This window comes from Geodermatophilus sp. SMS 5-13 (assembly GCF_059428245.1).
In genome coordinates this window covers 1,837,533-1,854,168 of record NZ_CP165729.1, presented here as the reverse complement: position 1 = coordinate 1,854,168, position 16,636 = coordinate 1,837,533, and the positions used below count along the sequence as shown (strand labels likewise).

Below are 16,636 nucleotides of genomic sequence, written 5' to 3'. Positions count from 1 at the left end.
TCGGTCGATCGGAGTGCGGTCAGCGAACTCGTTCCGCATCGTCGGCCAGGGGGTTCGGCTGGTCACCGGCCGGGTGTAGACCTGTTCGGTGCCTGCCGTTCACCGCGAAGTCGAGTTGAAGTACGCCGCCGACGACGACCTCGAGCTGCCCTCCCTGGTCGAGCTGGTGGACGACGCCGCCGGCGGCTCGCTGCCGCACGGCGTCCCGCTGTCGGACGGCGTGGTGGCCCAGCAGCGGCTCGACGCCTTCTACTTCGACACCGCCGACCTGCGGCTGGCAGCGGCCGGGCTGACGCTGCGCCGGCGCACCGGCGGGGACGACTCCGGCTGGCACCTCAAGGTGCCGGCAGGCACCGCGACCCGGTCGGAGATCCGGCTGCCCCCGGGCCGGGTGCCGCCCGGCCGCACCCCGCGCGCCGTCCCCGACGAGCTGCAGTCGATGGTGTGGGCGCAGACCCTGGGCCGGCCGCTGCAGCCCGTCGCCCGCATCACGACCGAACGCACCCTGCGGCGGCTGAGCGATCCGACCGGGCAGGTGCTGGTCGAGGTCGCCGACGACCGGGTCACCGCGGCGCGGTTGTCCGCGCTCACCGGCACGGGCGAGGCGGTGGGCGCGCCGACGACCTGGCGGGAGATCGAGGTCGAGCTCGCCGACGCCGATCTGGTGGACGCGGTGGACGCGCGGCTGCGGCAGCACGGGCTGCGCGAGGCCGCGTCGTCGAAGCTTGCCCACGTCCTGGGCGCGGCCCGGACCGCGCGCCGGAAGGGCGGTGCCGGACGCGGGCTGACCGCCAGGTCCACCGCCGGCGAGGTGGTGCTCGCGCACCTCCGCGAGCAGGTGGCGCAGGTGCGGGCCCAGGATCTGCCCGTGCGACTGGACGCGCCCGACGCCGTGCACAAGATGCGGGTGGCCACCCGTCGGCTGCGCAGCGCGCTGCGCACGTTCAAGCCGCTGTTCGACCCCGACGTCGTCGGCCCGCTGGGCGACGAGCTCAAGTGGCTGGCCGGCGAGCTCGGCGCCGCCCGGGACGCCGAGGTCATGCGCGACCGCGTGCGCCGCGCCGTCGAGGGCGCCGGGCACGCCGGGGCCGACGCCGCCCGCGCCGAGCTCGACGCCGCGTACCGCACCGCGCACGACCGGGTGCTCGCCGAGCTGGACGGCGAGCGCTACCACGGGATCCTCACGACGCTCCAGCAGCTGGTCGAGGCGCCCCCGCTGCGCAAGCGCGCCAAGGCACGCGCGGGCACGGCCCTCCCCCCGCTGGTCGCGCGCACCTACGACCGCGTCCGCCGGTACGTGGACCAGGCGCGGGCGCTGCCCGCCGGTCCCGAGCAGGAGGAGCTGTGGCACGACGCCCGCAAGGCCGGCAAGCAGTCCCGCTACGCCGCGGAGACGGTGGCGCCGGTCTTCGGCAAGGACGCCACCGCCTTCGCGGCGGCGATGGAGGCCGTGCAGGAGGCGCTCGGTGAGCACCAGGACTCCGTGCTGACCCGGGAACGGCTGCACGAGCTGGCCCTGCGCTCCCCCTCGGCCGAGGTGGCCTTCCTCTACGGTCGGCTGCACGCGCAGGAGGAGGCCCGCAGCGCGCAGTCGCAGGAGCACTTCGCGACCGCGTGGCAGGCCGCCGGCCGCAAGTCCCTCCACCGCTGGCTGCGGTAGTCGATGGCAGGGCGCACCCACGTCGTCCTCGGGGGCGGCGCCGCCCTGGGCGCCTTCCAGGCGGGGCGGTCGCCGTCCTGGCCCTGTGCCCCGACCCCCACCCCGCACGGGAGCCGGCCGACCTGTGGACCGCCCCGTCGATGATCCGGCTGTTCCGGCGGGCTGACGTCCCCTGAACGGTGTGCCTCGGGGAGGTAGCACGCACCGCCGGGCTCAGTACCGTCGTGGGGTGCGCACTCCCCAGCAGCGGGGACTCCCCGGTGACGCGATGAGCGCCGTGGGGGGCGATCCCCTCGTCGACAACGCCCACCGCCTGGCCGAGCAGCTGCTGCACGAGATGGACAGCCGATGGCGGCACACCCAGGGCGTCGCCGACCGGGCGGCGAGCGCGGCGGGAGCAGTTGCGGACTCCGACCGGTCGCTGCTGGTGGCCGCCGCCTGGCTCCATGACATCGGCTACGCCGAGCCGCTGCGGCGCTCGACCTTCCACCCGCTCGACGGGGCCTGGCACCTGCAGGAGACGTCCTGGGGACAGGCCCTTGCCGGCCTGGTCGCTCATCACTCCGGGGCCCGCTTCGTGGCCGCCGTGCGCGGCCTGGACGCGCAGATGGCCGCGTTCGACGCGACGCGGTACGCCCTCGGGCCGCTGCCCGACGCGCTCACGTACGCCGACCAGACGACCGGGCCCGACGGCGAGCCGATCGACGTCGAGGACCGGCTGGCGGACATGCTGCGGCGGCACGGCCCCGACAGCCCGTCGGCCCGGGCCCACGCGGAGCGTGCCCCCGTGATCCGCGCCGCCGTCCGCCGTACCGAGGAGCGGCTGCGCCGGGGCGGCTGAGATCCGGCCGGCCCGTGGCGGCGATGACTAGCGGACGGAGTGCCCTGCCGCTTCCGGTCTCCGCTCGCGCACGCGCTCGAGCGGCAGGTCGGCGTCCTGTGAGGCGAGCCCCTCGGCGTCGGTGATGAAGCGGACCGCGGCACGCCACCCGGTTCCGTCGTCGTACATGCGCCACGCGTGCTGGACGCCGGGCCACCACCGGCCGGCGGCCTCCACCTCGACGTGCCGCACGGGGCTCACGCGACGTTCAACCAGCCAGAGGCCGTCGTTCATGTTGCCGACCGTAGAGCCATGACCGCGCTGACACGACTCCGGTCGCGTGGCGCGACGACCGCTGCTTCCTGACCTCCGGCCGGGCGGGGAGGATCGTCGGCTGGTGGAGGCCGACCGTGGCAGGGGCCATCGGCGCCGACCGCTGTCGGCCCGTGACCCGAGCGAGACGCACCGGGCCGCGACGCCCCTGGAGCTCCTCTACGACCTCACGTTCGTCGTCGCCTTCGGCGCCGCGGCGGACGAGCTCGCGGACAACCTCGCGGAGGGCACCTCGGCGCGGCGATCGGCGGCTTCTGCCTCGCGTTGCTCGCCGTCTTCTGGGCGTGGATGAGCTTCGGGCCGCCCGGCCTGGAGGGACGGCGTCCCCTGCTGGTATCTGCTCGGCACCGAGGACCACGCCATCCCGCCGGCGCTGCAGCGGTTCATGGCCGAGCGCGCGAGCGCCACCATCGTGGAGGTTCCGGCCTCGCACGTGTCGTTCGTGTCGCAGCCCGAGGCCGCGACCCAGCTCATCCTGCAGGCGGTCGACGCCACGACGCCCGCGGTGAGCGGCGCCTGAACGACCGGCCTCGGAGCCGTCGCCGTGATCGTCCGCGGGGTGCTGGCGGCGCTCGGCGCGTTCCTCGTGCTCGCCTCCGCGGCCGGCGTGATCGGCACGGTCGTCGTCCCCCGCGCGTACGGCAGCCGGCCGCCTACCTGCTCGGCTTCGCGCTGCTGCTGCTGCCGTTCGTCGCCCACGGCCTGGGCTTCACCCTCACCGAGGCGGGCTCGGCCATGACCACCCTGGGCTTCTCCCGGCCCGAGAACCCGGCGGCGACGGCCGTCCCGGTGATCGCCGCCTTCGTCTCGCTCGGCACACTCGCGGTGCAGATCGGCTACCTGCCGACGCTCTACGCCGCGTACAACCGCCGGGAGACCTCGGTGGCTCTGCTCGACGCCCACGCCGGCGTGCCGACCTGGGGCCCGGAGCTGCTCGCCCGCACGCACTACGGCCTGGGGTCCGGGGTCTCGTCCGTGTCTACTTCCGCTCCCACCGGGATCGAGCGGGAGCCGGAGCAGGCGTGGCCGCACTTCGTCGGCTGGCGGGTGAACTACGAGCGCGCCGCCTACGCCATCGCCTGGGCCGTCCCCGCCCCGCCGGCACTGTGGTCGGGACCGCGACGCTCCGGCGCTCCCCCGGTTCCGCCGCTGCGGCCGCCGGATCTCGCGCCACCGCCGTCCCCGCGCTCCGCGCCGGACCACGGGGCGGCCGGCCCGCGCACCTGACCGTCGATCAGCCGTGGTCCGGCGACCTCGTCGTGAGGTCGCCGGACCACGGCCCCGCGGGTCAGGCCGCGACGCCGACGGCGGCCGGCCGGTCCGGAGCGGGTGCGAGCGCCGCGGAGACGAGGTCGGCGACGTCGCCGACCAGGTGGATCGTGAGCCGCTCGCGGACCTCGGCCGGGACGTCGTCCAGGTCGGGCTCGTTGCGCGCCGGCAGGAACACCGTGGTCAGGCCGGCCCGATCGGCGGCGAGCAGCTTCTGCTTCACCCCGCCGATCGGCAGCACCCGGCCGGACAGCGTGACCTCGCCGGTCATGCCGACGTCCGCCCGCACCGCCCGCCCCGAGGCGAGCGAGGCCAGTGCGGTCACCATCGTGACGCCGGCGCTCGGCCCGTCCTTGGGCACCGCGCCGGCCGGCACGTGCAGGTGCAGCCGCCTGTTCAGCACCGCGGCGTCGAGCCCCAACTGTGCCGTGTGGCCCCGCACGTAGGACAGCGCGATCTGCGCCGACTCCTTCATGACGTCGCCGAGCTGGCCGGTCACGGTCAGGCCCGGCTCGCCGTCGACCGCGGTCACTTCGATGAAGAGCACATCACCACCGGTGCCGGTCACCGCGAGGCCGGTCGCCACACCGGGGACGGCGGTGCGCTCCGCCGTCTCCGGGGTGAACCGGGGACGGCCGAGGTAGCCGCGCAGGTCGGCCGCGCTCACCCGAAGCGGCGCTGCCGAGGGATCGGTGGCCAGGGTGGCCGCCGCCTTGCGCAGGATCCGTGCGAGCGCCCGGTCGAGCTGGCGAACGCCCGCCTCGCGGGTGTGCTCGGCCGCCACCGCGTGCAGCGCTGTGTCGTCGACCACGAGGTCGTCTCCGGTCAGTGCCGCGCGCTCCATCTCGCGCGGCAGCAGGTGTCCGCGGGCGATGGCGACTTTCTCGTCCTCGGTGTATCCGTCGAGCTGGACGAACTCCATGCGGTCCAGCAGCGCCTGCGGGATCGTGTCGACCACGTTCGCCGTCGCGAGGAACAGCACGTCGGACAGGTCGAGGTCCAGGTCGAGGTAGTGGTCGCGGAACGTGTGGTTCTGCTCCGGATCCAGCACCTCCAGCAACGCGGCCGCGGGGTCGCCACGGTAGTCGCTGCCGACCTTGTCGATCTCGTCGAGCAGGACGACGGGGTTCATCGAGCCCGCCTCGCGGATGGCCCGCACGATCCGGCCGGGCAGCGCGCCGACGTAGGTGCGCCGGTGGCCACGGATCTCGGCCTCGTCCCGGACGCCGCCGAGCGACACGCGGACGAACTTCCGGCCCAGGGCCCGTGCGACCGATTCACCGAGGCTGGTCTTGCCGACGCCGGGCGGGCCGACCAGCGCCAGCACGGCGCCGGACCCGCGGCCGCCGACCACCTGCAGCCCGCGCTGCGCACGGCGCGCCCGCACGGCGAGGTGCTCGATCATCCGGTCCTTGACGTCGGCCAGCCCGTAGTGGTCGGCATCGAGCACCGCCCGCGCCGCCACGACGTCGGAGTTGTCCGGGGTGCGCACGTTCCAGGGCAGCTCCAGGACGGTGTCCAGCCAGGTGCGGATCCAGCCGCCCTCGGGGCTCTGCTCGCTGGTCGACTCGAGCCGGTCGATCTCGCTGAACACCGCCTCGCGGACGTTCTCGGGCAGGTCGGCGGCCTCGGCGCGGGCACGATGATCGGGGCCGCCACCTGAGCCACCGCCGTCCTCGCCGAGCTCCTTGCGGATCGCGGCCAGCTGCTGGCGCAGCAGGAACTCGCGCTGGGACTTCTGCATCCCCTCGCGGACGTCGTTCTGGATCTTCTCCGAGACCTGCATGTCGGCGATCTGCGCGCGCACCCACTCGACCAGCAGTTCCAGCCGGGTGTCGACGTCGGCGGTCTCGAGCAGCTCGAGCTTCTGCCGGGCGTCGAGGTAGGGGGCGTAGCCGGCCAGATCGGCCAGAGCGCTGGGGTTGGTCATGCGCTGGACGGAGTCGATGGTCTGCCAGTTGCCGCGGGATTGCAGCACCGAGATGACCAGCTGCTTGTACTCAGCGGCCAGTGCCGGGGTCCGGTCGGTCGGGACGCTGTCCTCCAGGGTCGCGGCCTCGACCCAGAGCGCGGCGCCGGCACCGGGGATTCCGGCGCCGATGCGGACGCGCTCGGTGGCCCGGATGATCGCGGCGGGCTCACCGGACGGGAGCCGGCCGACCTGCTGAAGCGTCGCGAGGACGCCGACGGCGCTGTAGACGCCGTCGAGACGGGGAACGGCCAGCAGCCGCGACCCGGCGGAGGCCTGCGCCGCGTCCACCGCAGCCTGGGCTTCCGCGTCGAGGGTGACCGGCAGGACCATGCCGGGCAGCAGGACGTCGTCGACGAGCGGTAGAACGGGAAGACGAAGTGCTTCGGTCACGCTGTATCACTTCCTAGGTTGAGCGCACTTCACTCAACTCCCGGAAGCGATCATTGCTTCCCCGCAGGCCGCCTGCGACAGCACAGTCAGGCCGACGTCGAGCGAGGGTCAGCGCAGTGGGGGCGGCCGCCCGTCCATGCTGCCGGCCAGCCCGTCGTCCCAGCCGCCCAGCGCGGCGGCGTGGCGGAACGCCGAGCGGGCGAACTGGAGCGCGTCGGCGTGCGGGTCCGCGGCTGCGCGCACGTCGTCCCAGTCGAGGACGAACTCCCCGAGGTCGGGATTCCAGTGCGCCGCCGGCTCGGGGTCGTAGTAGGCGTGCTCCTCGTCCTCGTCCAGCGGCACCGTCCAGGGAACCTCCTGCGGCACGGGGTTGATCTCGACCGGACCGCCGAGCCGTCGGACCGCCGCCAGCACCTCGCGGGTGACGTCCCGGACGCAGCGGTGCGGGGTCAGCGGGATCCGCTCGGTCCACCCACCGCTGTGCTCCACGACCGCCTGATGGGTCCGCAGGTCGAGGGCGACCACCAGCCCGCCGGAGCCGTCCGGAGCGGGCAGCGCCGCCGTCTCCCAGCCGCGCGCGGTCAACCGCAGCGCGGCGTGCTGCAGCTCCGGCTCGGGTGGGGCCAGCTGCGCGGCCAGCTTGCCGAGCACCTGGGTGTCCGCGTGCAGCGTGTCGCACGTCGCCGGCCACCGGTCGTAGGAGACCGGAGGCCACCTCGGGACCAGGGTGGACGTCACGGCCGCGTCAGCTCCCCCGCGTGGTCGCCGCGGCCGCTGCGTCGCGGTAGGCCGAGAGGAACGTGGTCAGCACCGCGAGCAGCGCCTCGGGAGCCTCCTCGGCGACCCAGTGGCCGCAGCTGGCCAGGACGACGGACTGCACGTCGTCCGCGACGAGCCTCATCACGGCACCGACGGCGTCGGCGGCGCTGTACTGCGCGCCGATGGCGAGGACGGGCACGGTCAGCCGCCCGGCCGTGCGCTGCTGGTTCTGCGCGGCCGTGGTCTCGATGTCGCGGTACCAGCCGAAGCTGCCACGGAGGGCGTGCTCGTCGGCCCGGAGCATGTCGACGTAGTACCGGACCGCGTCGTCGGGCAGCTGCTTCACGGCCGCGACGGCGAACTCGTTGCCGAAGTAGATGTCCTCGCGCCCTCGAACGAGCCGCTCGTTGATCTCGGCGCACCGGTTGAACGCGATGTGCCAGATCCGCTCGTTGCGGGCCGCCGGGACCAGCAAGGGGATCGCGGGACCGACACCGGGCAGGAAGGCCTCGGAGACGACCAGACGCGCCACCCGATCCGGGTGATCGGCGGCCAGGGCGTAGGCGATCGGGAAGCCGGTGTCGGTGCCGTACAGGGCGAACCGCTGGTGGCCGAGCGCATCCATCACGGCGACGAGGTCGGCGGCGAGGGCGCCCGTGTCGTAGCCGGTCTCGGGCTTGTCGGACAGGCCGATGCCGCGCTGGTCGACGGCGATCACGGTGAACTCGCGGGCAAGCACCGGCATCACCAGGCGGAACTGGTACCAGGTCTGCGGCCAGCCGTGCACCAGCAGCAGCGGCGGGCCGGCGCCGCCGATGACGGCGTGCAGGCGCAGCTGCCCGGTGTCGACGAACCCGCTGGCGAAGGTCTCGGCGAACCCGTCCGGGAGGTTCGGCGCGCCGGAGACGGAGCCCGGCCCCTCGGGCACACGGGCGGACGGCGAGTTCATGGCGTTCTCCTTTCCGATCGGCCGAGGTCGGCTCCGGTGGAGGTGTGGCCGTCGTCGGGGCGGCCGCTAGCGCAGAGGCCGGAAGGCCGCTCGCAGCTCGGTCGCGAACAGCTCGGGCTCCTCCCACGCGGCGAAGTGGCCGCCCCGGTCGACCGCGTTGAAGTAGCTGAGGGTCGGATACGACGCCTCCACCCAGCTGCGCGGCGTCCGCCAGATCTCGCCGGGGAACGTGGTGAACGCGACCGGGACCGTGGGCGGCGGCAGGGGCGGGCTGCCCGCCCCGGGGGCGTCGGCGCCGTAGGCCTCCCAGTACGACCGGGCGGCCGAAACCCCGGTGCCGGTCAGCCAGTAGGCGGTGATGTTGTCGAGGACGTGCTCCCGCGTGAGGTTGCCCGACGGCTGCCCCTCGACGAAGGCGCGGGCGATCTTGTAGTAGGCGTCGGTGTCGTGGTCGATCATCCAGGCCGCCAGGGCGACCGGAGAGTCGAGCAGGGCGTAGCCGATCGTCTGCGGCCGGGTGGACTGCTCCACGAAGTAGCCGTTGCCGCTGGTCTGGAACGTCTTGATGGCGGCCAGCGCGCCTCGTTCGGCCTCGGTGCCGGCGGGCAGGGCGGCTGGGTTGTTCAGCGCCGGCACGAGCAGGTTGGTGTGGATGCCGACCAGTCCCTCGAGTGCCAGGCGGCCCATCGCATCGGTGACGCCGGCGCCGACGTCCCCGCCCTGGGCGACGTAGCGGTCGTAGCCGAGCCGGCGCATCAGCTCCGCCCAGGCGCGCGCGGTCCGGGCGAGGTCCCAGCCGAGCTCGGTCGGCTCGCCGGAGAAGCCGTAGCCGGGCAGCGACGGCAGCACCAGGTCGAAGGCGTCCTCGGCGGCGCCGCCGTGCGCGGTCGGGTCGGTGAGCGGGCCGACGGAGTCGACCATCTCGACGACCGAGCCCGGCCAGCCGTGCGTCATGATCAGTGGCAAGGCGTTCTCGTGCCGCGACCGCACGTGGATGACGTGGACGTCGACGCCGTCGATCTCCGTGACGAACTGCGGCAGCGCGTTCAGCTTCGCCTCGCACCGCCGCCAGTCGTGCTCGGTCCCCCACCAGGAGGCGAGCGCCTGGATCGTCGCCAGCTGCACGCCCTGCGACCGGTCGTCGACCAGCTCCCGGCTCGGCCAGCGGGTCGCGCTGATCCGGCGGCGCAGCTCCGTGAGCTGCGCCTCCGGCACACGGACCTCGAACGGGCGGATCGCGGCCTGACCGGGCTCCGCGGCGGCGCGCGGTCGCGGCACCGCCCCGGCGGCAGCGGTGGTGGTGTTCGGGTCGGTCGGCGCGGACATGGGCTCTCCTCGGGTGACGCGTCGCGATGGGAAACTCGCGCCTCGACGCCCGCGGGCGGCCCGTCGCGCTGCTGGTCGGGGGGTCCGCAGCACCGGCCGATCGGTACTCCTCCTGCACCGGGGCCGGCCGCCGGAGCACACGAGCAACCCACAGGGCGCACCGGGACCCCGCCTCACCCGCAGCGGGTGATAGCGCCTCGACCGCCGATCAGCCGGTCCTGCGCGCGGGCGCGGGGCAGCCGCGTCGGGGGACGATGACGGCGCAGGTCCGGGTCGCTAGCGTCCCCCGATGACGCGCGATGCATCCGAGCCGACCGCCGTCCGGGCCGCCCGACGCGGATGGCGGAACGCCCCCGCGGGCGTCCACCTGCTGGTCTCCCTCCTCGCCGCCGTCCTCGCCGGCAGCATCACGGCTCCCGTGCTGGGTTGGGGCATCGCAGGGCTGAGCGCCTGGGTGGCGGCGGCGCTCGTCTTCCTCGTCTGGACCTGGGCGTCACTGTGGTCGCTCGGGGCGGAGGACACCGCGTGGGTGGCCGCGCGCGAGGACGGGTCGCGCCCCGTCCGGGACCTCGCGCTGGTCAGCCTCTCGGTCGGCACGCTGATGGCCGTCGTGCTGGTGATCTTCCGGGCGCACCAGAACCCACCGGACCGGATCGTGCTCGGCGTGGCGTGCATCGCGGCGTCCTGGCTGGTTCTCAACACCGTCTTCACCCTGCGGTACGCGCGGCTGTACTACAGCGAGCCACGAGGCGGCGTGGACTTCAACCAGGACGACGACCCGACCTTCCCCGACTTCGCCTACCTCGCCTTCACGATCGGGATGTGCTTCCAGGTGTCCGACACGTCCCTGCAGAAGACCGCCATCCGGGCGACCGCCCTCCGGCACGCGGTGACGTCCTTCGTCTTCGACGCCGTGATCATCGCGACGACGGTCAGCGTCGTCGCGGGCTTGGGCACGTAGCCACCGCGGGGACCTGCGACCGTCCGCACAGCACAACTCCTGAGCAGGAGGAACCATGGCCGTCTCCGACGATCTCTCCCGTCTCGCGGTCCGGGCCAAGCAGGCCGAGGACCGTGCCGCAGCCGCGAAGGCACAGGCACGCGACCAGCTGCAGCAGGCGATCCAGGAGGCCCGGGACAGCACGCAGCAGACCGCGGACAAAGCTGCGCGCCGAGTCCGCAGCGGCCGCCGGCAAGGCCGATGCCCGGGCCGACGACATCCAGCGCTCCTGGGACGAGCACCTCGCGAAGGCCCGCCAGCGGATCGACGCCCGCAGGGCCCAGCACGCCGCCGATCGCGCGGAGGCCGACGCCGAGGACACCGAGTCCTACGCGGCCTACTCCATCGATCTCGCCTACTCCCCGATCGAGGAGGCCGAGTACGCGGTGCTCGACGCCGTCCTCGCGCGACACGACGCCGAGGAGGCGGCCCGGTCCGTGGCCACCTGATCCCGCACCGCGGAGCCGGCCGTCGACGACGTCGGTCAGACGGCCGGCTGCAGGATCGGCGCACCGAGCGCACGGCAGACGCGCAGAGCCACCTCCACGTCGGACTCCCGATCGTGCACCGGGCCGCCGATCGCCTCCTCGGCCTTGCGCACCCGGTACTGGACGGTGTTCTTGTGCACCCGGAGCAGCTCGGCGGTGGCCGTGTAGCTGCTGCCGGTGGCGAGGAGGTCCTGTGGATCCGGGCTCTCCTGGTGGCCTGCAGGATCTCCGACGACCCCGTGCAGTCGCCGGGACGACTCCGGGAAGCCGCGAGCAGCTACTGATGGAGGTGCCGGACCCAGTCCGCCGGCACCGCCCCGGCCGGCCCCGGCACCGGCTGCTCGACCGGGTGGTGCCGCGGCGCGGCGAGGAGCGGTCCGCTGGCGACGTCCTCGTCCTCGAAGTCCCAGAACCAGTCCTCGCCCGGTTCGAAGCTCTGCATGTAGCGGTGGCCGGTCGCGCCGAAGTGGGCGCGCGCGTGTTGGCTCGGCGAGGAGTCGCAGCAGCCCACGTGACCGCACTGCGCGCAGCGGCGCAGGTGGAACCACCACCCCGGCGACGCCCCTCCGAGGCACTCCGCGCAACCCTCGCCGGACGGCGGCGCGCTCGGATCGATACCGGCGAGCGGAGTCACGGCCGTGGCGCGGCCATCGCGGCCGGCTCCATGGCCAGCAGGCCCCGGCAGACGTCGCTGACGTCGACGATGCCCACCAGGCGAACGCCGTCCACCACGGGCACGTGACTGAGCCGTGAGGCGATCATCAGCTCGGCCGCCGCGGCGACCGGGGTGTCCGGCGACACGGTCATCGGGTCGCTGCTCACGAGCTCGCTGATCCGGACGTCGTTCGGATCCCTGCCGTCGGCGACCGCCTGAGCGACGTGCGCGTCGGTGATGACGGCGACCGGCACCTGGTCGACCGGGTCGTTGACCACCACCAGGGCGGTGTCGCCGGCCTTCTTGAACAGATAGGTGGCCGCCGCCAGATGGGCATTCCGCTCCACGCTCATCACCGCGGGCCGCATCAGGTCGCCCACCGTGGGCCGACCCTCCAGCCCGGCCGGCACGGCGGCATCCAGCAGTTCGAGCGACTGCACGTGCTCGTCCCGCACCCGCAGGATCGCGTCCGTCCCGCGGAACAGCACGGTCCAGCCGTCCTCCTGCTCCAACTGGACGTCGTGGAACGTCTCGCGGATCACCTGTTCGTCGTCCCCGTAGACCATGCGGTATGCCGGCATCGCGGACTCCTCGATCGTCGGTCCCTGGTTCACCCCACGCCGAGCGGCGGGAGATCAGTTCCGGAAGCGTCCGAGGGCAGTGGACGGCGGACTGGGCACGGCCACACGACGCCGACCGGGGACGACGCCCCGGTTCCGAGGGAAAGGCCGTGGACCATGCTGCCCCCTGCTGTGCAGCCCGACCCGTTGACGCGAGCGTAGACCGGACCGCGGCCAGGACAGCCTGGTCGTCGGCGCCGCACGCCCTGGGGAGACCTTCGACCCTGTGCGCTCCGGACCCGTGCGGTCGAGGGTGGTCGGGTCCCGGGCATGCCGACCGTTCCGGTGCTCGCTGCTGGTGCGCTCGGCCGTCCACCTCGAACGTTCGCCGTCTCGAGCAGGGGGCGCAGCATGACCACTCTCGAGCAGCAGACCGAGGCCATCCGCCCGTTCTCCGTCGACGTCCCCGACGAAGCGCTCACCGAGCTGCGCCGCCGGATCGCGGCGACCCGCTGGCCGAGCATGGAACTCGTCGACGACCCCTCGCAGGGCGTGCAACTGGCGACGGTGCGGGCGCTGGCCCGCTACTGGGCCGGCGACTACGACTGGCGCGCCTGCGAAGCGCGGCTCAACGCCCTGCCGCAGTTCACGACCGAGATCGACGGGCTGGACGTCCACTTCCTGCATGTCCGGTCGCCCCATCCGGACGCGCTGCCGCTGGTCGTGACGCACGGCTGGCCCGGCTCGGTGGTCGAGCTGCTCGACTCGATCGGCCCGCTGACCGATCCGACGGCGCACGGCGGGCGCGCCGAGGACGCCTTCGACCTCGTGCTGCCGTCGCTGCCCGGCTACGGCTTCTCCGGCACGCCGGCCGAGGTCGGCTGGGACGCCGGCCGGATCGCGCGGGCGTGGGCGGAGCTGATGCGCCGCCTCGGCTACCACCGCTACGTCGCCCAGGGCGGGGACCAGGGCGCTGCGGTCACCGAGGCGATGGGCTCGCAGGCGCCCGACGGGCTGGTCGGCATCCACCTCAACCTGTTCCGGACGGCGCTGGCCGGCGGCAGCCGGCCGGCGGACACCGAGGCCGAACGCGCGGCGGTCGCCGCGATCACGACGTTCCGGACCACGGGCTTCGGCTACTTCCTCGAGCAGGGCACCCGGCCGCAGACGATCGGCTACGCCCTGCTGGACTCCCCCGTCGCGCTGGCCGCCTGGATGGCCGACCACGACACCGACAGCTACGCCAAGATCTCCCGCGCCTTCGTGGACGGGCAGCCCACGGGCGGGATCACCCGCGACCACGTCCTCGACAACATCACCCTGTACTGGCTGACCGGCACCGGGGCGTCCGCGGCCCGGTCGTACTGGGAGGGCGCACGAGCCCAGGCGCGTGCCGCCGCGGCCGGGCAGGCTCCGGCCCCGGTCGCGGTGCCCGTCGGCTTCACCGTGTTCCCCGGCGAGATCTTCCGGGCTCCGCGCAGCTGGGTCGAGCGGGCCTATCCCACCCTCAGCTACTTCTCCGAGGCCGACCGGGGCGGCCACTTCGCCGCCTGGGAGGAGCCGGAGCTGTTCGCGGCGGAGCTGCGAGCCGCGTTCCGGCCGTTGCGGGCACCCCGGATCCCCGAGCCGCGCAGCTGAGCACACCGACGACCGCCGGCACAGCCCGCCCAGGAGAGGGGCAGAGCATGACCACCAACGAGCAGGAGACCGGCAGCGCGATCCGCCCGTTCCGGATGGAGATCTCCGCGGAGGCGCTCGACGACCTGCGCCGCCGCATCGCCGCCACCCGCTGGCCCAGCCGAGAACTCGTCGACGACCGCTCGCAGGGCGTGCAGCTGGCCACCGTCCACGAGGTCGCGCGGTACTGGATGGCCGACTACGACATGCGCCGGAGCCAGGAGCGGCTCAACGCGCTGCCCCAGTTCACCACCGAGATCGACGGAGTGGACATCCACTTCGTCCACGTGCGCTCGCCGCACCCGGACGCGCTGCCACTGATCATGACGCACGGCTGGCCGGGCTCGGTCATCGAACTGCTCGACACGATCGGCCCGCTCACCGACCCGCCCGCGCACGGGGGCGCCGCCGAGGACGCGTTCGACCTCGTCCTGCCGTCGATCCCCGGCTCCGGCTTCTCCGGTGAGCCGACCGAGCTCGGCTGGGACCCCGGTCGCATCGGCCGCGCCTGGCACGAGCTGATGCGCCGCCTCGGCTATCCCCGGTATGTCGCGCAGGGCGGCGACCTCGGCGCCTACGTCGTCGACGCGATGGGCCGCCAGGCGCCCGCGGGGCTGCTCGGCATCCACTCCAACCTGCTCTTCGCGATGCCGGCCGACGGCAGCGAGCGGACCTCGGGCACCGACGAGGAACGGACCGCGCTCGCCGCGATCGCCGAGCGCCAGGCCACTGGAACCGGCTACTTCGTCGAGCAGGCCACCCGGCCGCAGACCATCGGCTACCCCCAGCTGGACTCACCGGTCGCGCTGGCGGCCTGGCTGCTCGACCACGACACCGACAGCTACTACAAGATCCGCGGCGCCTTCCTCGACGGGCGCCCGAGCGGAAACCTCACCCGCGACCAGGTCCTGGACAACATCACCCTGTACTGGCTGACCGGGACCGGGGCGTCGGCCGCCCGGGCGTACTGGGAGACCGGGCAGGCCCAGGCCCGCGCCGGCGGCCAGGCTCCTCCCCCGGTCACCGTCCCGGCGGCCTTCACCACCTTCCCCGGCGAGGCGTTCGCGGCGCCGCGCAGCTGGGTCGAGCAGGTCTATCCCACCCTCACCTACTACAACCGGGTCGACCGGGGCGGCCACTTCGCCGCCTGGGAGGAGCCCGAGCTGTTCGCCACCGAACTCCGGGCCGCGTTCCGCTCCCTGCGCGAACCGCAGATCCCCACGCCACGCGCCGCGCCGTCCGGTTCGGGGGCGCCCGACACGATCGTCCTCGTGCACGGGTTCTGGGTGACCCCGCGCAGCTGGGAGGACTGGAAGGCCCGCTACGAGCGGCGCGGCTACCAGGTGCTCACCCCGGCCTACCCCGGCTTCGAGGTGGAGGTGGAGGCCCTCAACGCCGACCCGACGCCGATCGCCCAGCTGACCCTGCCGCAGATCGTCGCGTCCCTGGAGGAGCTGCTGGGCGGCCTGGACCGGCCGCCGATCCTCATGGGCCACTCTGCCGGCGGCACCGTCGTGCAGCTCCTGCTCGACCGCGGCCACGGGGCGGTCGGCGTCGTCCTCAACTCTGCTCCCACGGAGGGTGTGCGGGTGCTGCCGCTGTCCCAGCTGCGCTCGACCTTCGTCGCGTTCAAGAACCCGGCGAACCGGCACCGCGCCGTCGGGCTCACCTACGAGCAGTGGCACTACGCGTTCACCAACACGTTCCCCGAGGAGGAGGCCCGGCGGCTCTACGAGCGCTACGCGATCCCGGCCTCCGGCCGGATCCTGTGGAGCTCGGTGCTGGCCAACTTCATGCCGGGCCCGCAGGACGCGGCGGTCGACTACGCCAACGACGACCGGGCTCCGCTGCTGTTCGTCTCCGGCGGCGAGGACCACCTCATGCCGCCGAGCGTGCAGCGGTCCAACGTCGAGCACTACCGCTCACCGCAGGCGCTCACCGAGCGCGAGGAGTACCCCGGCTTCGCGCACCTGCTCACGGCCCAGCAGGGCTGGGAGTCGATCGCCGACCACGTGCTGGACTGGGCGCTCGCCCACGCGCGGCCCACCCGCCCCCAGGTGGCCGGCACGCGGTAACCCGGCCTCGAGCGCGCCACCGCTACGGACGGAGGGCCCCGGCAGCGCGTTGTCGGGGCGCCTCTCCCCTGCCGTGTGCCGGTTCCTCGCCTGCCCGCCACCTACCCCGGGGAGGGTCGGCGGTGTCCTTCCCGGCCGACCAGCAGGAGGCACCATGACCAGCCCGAGCAACACGTCGTCCCGCACCGCTTCGACCGGCGGGCGCCCCCGCCGGGAGGCCGACTCGTCCCCCGGCGGAGCGTCCGCGGATGCCTCGCGGGACGCCGACGGCCTGGAGGAGCTGGCGCGCACCCAGGAGGAGGCCGCCGACCGGGCGAAGGAGCTGCTGACCTCGCGGGTTCTGCAGGAGGTCCGGTCGACCGACGGGGAGGCCGCCGACCGCCTGGTGCTGACCGCCCGCCGGGACCTGCTCGCCGAGCTGCGGGCCCAGGAGCAGGACGAGGCGCGCCGGCAGCTGTCCGCGGCCGCCGAGAGCAGCGAGGACGCGGTGGCCGGCGTCGTCCGCGGTGTGGTGACCGTGGTCCGCGGCGTCCTGCCGACCGCGCTGACCCGGCCGGAGGAGCTCATCGAGACCACCTACGCCCTGGCCGACCAGGCGCTGCGCGTGGCCCGCCGGCTCGCGCTGGCGGTCACCGGTGGGGTGCGCGACGTCATCGCCTGACACGACCATGCGGCGCCCCCGTCCGGCCGGATCCCGGGCGGG

At 74.0% G+C, this 16,636-nt stretch carries 16 protein-coding genes and 1 pseudogene; 9 read left to right on the top strand and 8 right to left on the bottom strand.

The annotated features are described in order from the left end of the window. The first annotated feature begins 88 nt into the window (after positions 1–88). A complete protein-coding gene (locus AB3388_RS09015; RefSeq protein ID WP_495410422.1) occupies positions 89–1,660 on the top strand; it encodes a CYTH and CHAD domain-containing protein in 1,572 nt (523 codons plus the stop codon). Positions 1,661–1,889: 229 nt separating this feature from the next. Further along, positions 1,890–2,501 (top strand): HD domain-containing protein, encoded by a 612-nt coding sequence (locus AB3388_RS09010; RefSeq protein ID WP_495410421.1) that lies wholly within the window; start codon positions 1,890–1,892, stop codon positions 2,499–2,501. Positions 2,502–2,528: 27 nt separating this feature from the next. On the opposite strand, the gene AB3388_RS09005 is transcribed toward AB3388_RS09010, so the two are convergent. Then, positions 2,529–2,774 carry a hypothetical protein gene (locus tag AB3388_RS09005; RefSeq protein ID WP_495410420.1) on the bottom strand — a complete coding sequence of 82 codons (246 nt, stop codon included), beginning with the start codon at positions 2,772–2,774 and terminating at the stop codon, positions 2,529–2,531. Between the two features lie 355 nt (positions 2,775–3,129). Here AB3388_RS09005 and AB3388_RS09000 point away from each other — a divergent pair. Both AB3388_RS09000 and AB3388_RS08995 read left to right on the top strand, forming a co-directional pair. Beyond that, positions 3,130–3,333 (top strand): annotated as a pseudogene (locus tag AB3388_RS09000) (alpha/beta fold hydrolase); the annotation flags it as partial. A 215-nt stretch (positions 3,334–3,548) separates the two neighbouring features. Next, entirely contained in the window at positions 3,549–4,040 is a 492-nt protein-coding gene (locus tag AB3388_RS08995; RefSeq protein WP_495410419.1) for a hypothetical protein, read from the top strand. 61 nt (positions 4,041–4,101) lie between these two features. Here AB3388_RS08995 and lon read toward each other — a convergent pair whose 3' ends face one another. The 4 genes from lon to AB3388_RS08975 form a co-directional block, all read right to left on the bottom strand. Further along, positions 4,102–6,444, bottom strand: coding sequence for an endopeptidase La (lon, locus tag AB3388_RS08990; RefSeq protein ID WP_495410418.1), 2,343 nt, complete (start codon positions 6,442–6,444; stop codon positions 4,102–4,104). Between the two features lie 108 nt (positions 6,445–6,552). Then, positions 6,553–7,182, bottom strand: coding sequence for a DUF5996 family protein (locus tag AB3388_RS08985; protein ID WP_495410417.1), 630 nt, complete (start codon positions 7,180–7,182; stop codon positions 6,553–6,555). A gap of 7 nt (positions 7,183–7,189) precedes the next feature. Beyond that, the gene (locus AB3388_RS08980; protein ID WP_495410416.1) at positions 7,190–8,152 is read right to left on the bottom strand and encodes an alpha/beta fold hydrolase; all 963 of its coding nucleotides are present in this window, start codon (positions 8,150–8,152) and stop codon (positions 7,190–7,192) included. A gap of 66 nt (positions 8,153–8,218) precedes the next feature. Further along, positions 8,219–9,478: an epoxide hydrolase family protein gene (locus AB3388_RS08975; RefSeq protein WP_495410415.1), complete on the bottom strand. Its 1,260-nt coding sequence runs from the start codon at positions 9,476–9,478 to the stop codon at positions 8,219–8,221. A 289-nt stretch (positions 9,479–9,767) separates the two neighbouring features. Between AB3388_RS08975 and AB3388_RS08970 the strand changes: the two genes are divergently transcribed. Together AB3388_RS08970 and AB3388_RS08965 are read left to right on the top strand one after the other, a co-directional pair. Further along, positions 9,768–10,439, top strand: coding sequence for a DUF1345 domain-containing protein (locus AB3388_RS08970; protein ID WP_495410414.1), 672 nt, complete (start codon positions 9,768–9,770; stop codon positions 10,437–10,439). A gap of 113 nt (positions 10,440–10,552) precedes the next feature. Beyond that, positions 10,553–10,927 carry a hypothetical protein gene (locus AB3388_RS08965; protein WP_495410413.1) on the top strand — a complete coding sequence of 125 codons (375 nt, stop codon included), beginning with the start codon at positions 10,553–10,555 and terminating at the stop codon, positions 10,925–10,927. A gap of 35 nt (positions 10,928–10,962) precedes the next feature. On the opposite strand, the gene AB3388_RS08960 is transcribed toward AB3388_RS08965, so the two are convergent. Genes AB3388_RS08960 through AB3388_RS08950 form a run of 3 tightly spaced genes read right to left on the bottom strand, consistent with a single transcriptional unit; the run spans position 10,963 to position 12,202 of the window. Further along, the gene (locus tag AB3388_RS08960; RefSeq protein WP_495411447.1) at positions 10,963–11,211 is read right to left on the bottom strand and encodes a helix-turn-helix domain-containing protein; all 249 of its coding nucleotides are present in this window, start codon (positions 11,209–11,211) and stop codon (positions 10,963–10,965) included. A 32-nt stretch (positions 11,212–11,243) separates the two neighbouring features. Beyond that, entirely contained in the window at positions 11,244–11,600 is a 357-nt protein-coding gene (locus AB3388_RS08955) for a UBP-type zinc finger domain-containing protein (RefSeq protein ID WP_495410412.1), read from the bottom strand. After that, entirely contained in the window at positions 11,597–12,202 is a 606-nt protein-coding gene (locus AB3388_RS08950; RefSeq protein WP_495410411.1) for a CBS domain-containing protein, read from the bottom strand. The genes AB3388_RS08955 and AB3388_RS08950 overlap by 4 nt, the downstream gene beginning before the upstream one ends. A gap of 390 nt (positions 12,203–12,592) precedes the next feature. Between AB3388_RS08950 and AB3388_RS08945 the strand changes: the two genes are divergently transcribed. From AB3388_RS08945 to AB3388_RS08935, 3 genes are all read left to right on the top strand, one after another. Continuing rightward, positions 12,593–13,819: an epoxide hydrolase family protein gene (locus AB3388_RS08945; protein WP_495410410.1), complete on the top strand. Its 1,227-nt coding sequence runs from the start codon at positions 12,593–12,595 to the stop codon at positions 13,817–13,819. A gap of 47 nt (positions 13,820–13,866) precedes the next feature. Beyond that, positions 13,867–15,933 carry an alpha/beta fold hydrolase gene (locus AB3388_RS08940; RefSeq protein WP_495410409.1) on the top strand — a complete coding sequence of 689 codons (2,067 nt, stop codon included), beginning with the start codon at positions 13,867–13,869 and terminating at the stop codon, positions 15,931–15,933. A 154-nt stretch (positions 15,934–16,087) separates the two neighbouring features. Then, positions 16,088–16,594 carry a hypothetical protein gene (locus AB3388_RS08935; protein ID WP_495410408.1) on the top strand — a complete coding sequence of 169 codons (507 nt, stop codon included), beginning with the start codon at positions 16,088–16,090 and terminating at the stop codon, positions 16,592–16,594. Positions 16,595–16,636 lie beyond the last annotated feature (42 nt).